The sequence below is a fragment of the Actinomycetota bacterium genome (assembly GCA_040755895.1).
In the GTDB taxonomy this organism is placed as follows: domain Bacteria; phylum Actinomycetota; class Aquicultoria; order Subteraquimicrobiales; family Subteraquimicrobiaceae; genus Subteraquimicrobium.
Window position 1 is genome coordinate 1 of record JBFMAG010000014.1, and the last position, 3,075, is coordinate 3,075.

The following is a 3,075-nucleotide window of genomic DNA, read 5'->3' on the forward strand; positions in this document are numbered from 1 at the left end:
ATAATACTTGTATAGGAAGGGATACTATCAAATTCCAATACTAGTTTCTAAACTCTAAACAAACTCAAATGACCGAAGTTAAAAACTCAAAACAATAAAATCTTCGGTTTCATATTAGAAAAGGTAAAATAGGTTTTGGTCATTTGGATTTAGATATTGTTTAGGATTCCGTGCTTAGAATTTAGGATTTAATCCCTGTTTAGACAGGTGCTAACTAGCCAATAGCTTAACGAGATTTTAATAGGTGAACGAATAACGGTGGACGGAGGGATTGAGATGCCAAGAAGAGGGCCGGTTCCGAGGAGGGAAATACAACCAGATCATGTTTATGACGATGAATTGGTAACCAGGCTCATAAACCAAGTTCTGAGAAAAGGGAAGAAGAGTCTGGCAGAGTCCATTGTTTACGACGCCTTTGATATAATTAAAGTAAAGACCGGTAGTAGCCCATTGACCATACTAAGAAAAGCGGTCGATAATGCTAGACCCCTTCTGGAAGTGAGACCACGCAGAGTGGGTGGTGCCACCTATCAAGTTCCAGTAGAGGTTCCAGTACGGAGGGGAATCACTTTGGCATTGAGATGGATTGCGAGCTTTGCTCGCCTTCGGAAGGGCAAGCCGATGTGTGAACGGTTGGCGGCTGAACTCATCGAGGCGGCTAAGGGGAGTGGTTCGGCAATAAAGAAGAAGGAAGACTTGCATAAGATGGCGGAGGCCAATAAGGCTTTTGCTCATTATCGCTGGTAATCATCAGTTGGTAGTGGGGAGTTGGGAGTTTGTAGTTTAATTGAATATTTACTCCTAGCTACCAATTATAAACTACCAACTTAGAGAGGGTAAAAAAATGGCAGAAAGATTTCCACTAAACAAAGTAAGAAATATCGGAATCATGGCCCACATCGATGCTGGGAAGACCACCACCACGGAGCGGATACTCTACTATACCGGCAGAGTCTATAAAATCGGGGAAGTGGATGAGGGTACCGCCGTTATGGATTGGATGGTTCAAGAGCAGGAGCGGGGTATCACCATAACCTCTGCTGCTACAACCTGCTTTTGGAAGGATCATCGCATTAACATTATAGATACGCCAGGGCACGTGGACTTCACCATGGAGGTTGAAAGATCGTTGCGTGTCTTGGACGGATCCATTGCCATATTCTGTGCAGTGGGGGGGGTGGAACCCCAATCCGAGACCGTATGGAGACAGGCGGACAGGTATAGGATACCTTGCATTACCTATATAAATAAGATGGATAGAACGGGTGCTGATTTCTTCAAAGTCGTGGATATGATGAAGGAAAGACTCAGTGCTAACCCCGTACTCATTCAGCTACCCATGGGATGCGAGGAAAATTTCGCTTGAGTAATAGATCTAATTAAAATGAAGGCCATAGTTTGGACCGATGATCTGGGTACGATTTGGGAGGAAAGGGAAATTCCAACCGATCTTAAGAGTTTGGCCGGGGAATACCGTCAACGCCTTTTAGAAACCGTTGCCGAATGCGATGATGAGCTTCTTCATAAGTACCTTGAGGGAGAAGAAATTATTCCAGAGGATATAAATAAAGCTTTAAGGAATGGAACCCTTTCGGTGAAGACTACCCCTGTTCTGTGTGGGGCTTCCTTAAAGAATAGGGGAGTTCAACCTCTTCTTGATGCGATTGTGAATTATCTCCCCTCTCCTTTGGATATTCCCCCCGTCAGGGGCATAAATCCTCGTATTATGAGGGAAGAAATCCGACTCGCCTCCGACGAGGCTCCATTTGCTGCACTGGCTTTCAAAATTCAGGTCGATCCCTATGTAGGAAAGTTAACCTTCCTTAGAGTTTACTCCGGTACTTTGCAGGCTGGTTCACACGTTTTGAATTCCACAACTGGCTTAAAGGAGCGTGTGGGAAGAATTCTTCAGATGCACGCCAATCGCCGTGAACAGAAATCGAGGGTTTATACCGGTGATATCATAGCGGTGGTTGGACTCAAGAGGACATTTACGGGAGACACCCTCTGTGATCCAAATCACCCCATAGTTCTTGAATCCATGACTTTTCCGGAGCCTGTGATCTCTGTGGCCATTGAACCAAAGACCAAAGCGGATCAAGAGAAACTCGTATCTTCCTTAGCCAAAATCGCCGAGGAGGATCCAACCTTCCAGGTTAAGGTCGATGAAGAGACGGGGCAGACCATCATTTCCGGAATGGGGGAACTCCATTTGGAGGTCATTGTGGACAGATTAATTCGGGAATTCAAAGTGGGTTGCAATGTTGGCAGACCACAGGTTGCTTATAGAGAGACCATAAGAAAGCCCGTCACCGGCATTGAGGGCAAGTACATCAGGCAGACTGGTGGACGGGGTCAGTATGGTCATGTGGTCATCAAATTGGAGCCAAATGATCGGGGAGCGGGTTATGAGTTCATCGAATCGGTCACTAAAGGAGCCATTCCCAAGGAGTTTCTCCCAGCTGTGGACAAAGGTATCCGAGAAGCGATGGAGTCAGGTGTTCTGGCTGGATACCCCGTGGTGGATGTGAAGGCTATTTTGTACGATGGTTCATATCATGAAGTCGATTCCTCCGAATTGGCTTTTAAAATCGCTGGATCTGTGGCTTTTAAAGAGGCAATGAAGAGAGCTCACCCCGTGCTTTTAGAGCCCATCATGAAGATAGAGATCATAGTCCCCGACGAATATATGGGGGATGTGATCGGAGATCTCAATGCCCGTCGCGCTCGAATCGAGGGCATGGAACCCAGAGCGGGTGCTCGTGTCATCAAGGCCCACGTACCCTTGAGCGAGATGTTTGGTTACGCCACCGATCTCCGCTCCCGTACCCAGGGGCGAGCTACCTTCACCATGCAATTTGAGTGCTATGAGGAGGTTCCTAAAGATATCGCTCGTGAGATCATTGGCAAAGCCCAGGGGGAATGGTCCTTGGCCGTTAGCTAAATAGTCTGTCAGTCGGGAGTGGGTAGTCGGTAGTGAATATCTTTACTTACTCCCGACTAAGGAACCACAAACTACCGACTGGGAAAAGGAGGAGGCAATGGCAAAGAAGAAATTCGAAAGGGTAAAACCCC

The 3,075-nt window shown here is 46.7% G+C and carries 1 protein-coding gene and 1 pseudogene; both read left to right on the forward strand.

The window, feature by feature from the left end:
* Positions 1–276 precede the first annotated feature (276 nt).
* Positions 277–747 carry a 30S ribosomal protein S7 gene (gene rpsG, locus AB1466_00560; GenBank protein ID MEW6188596.1) on the forward strand — a complete coding sequence of 157 codons (471 nt, stop codon included), beginning with the start codon at positions 277–279 and terminating at the stop codon, positions 745–747.
* A 97-nt stretch (positions 748–844) separates the two neighbouring features.
* Positions 845–2,944, forward strand: a pseudogene (gene fusA, locus AB1466_00565) (elongation factor G).
* The last annotated feature ends 131 nt before the right edge of the window (positions 2,945–3,075 follow it).

What these genes read in the sequence shown, in the direction of transcription:
- rpsG (MEW6188596.1), top strand. Translation starts at nt 277, where the DNA reads ATGCCAAGAAGAGGGCCGGTTCCGAGGAGGGAAATACAACCAGATCAT.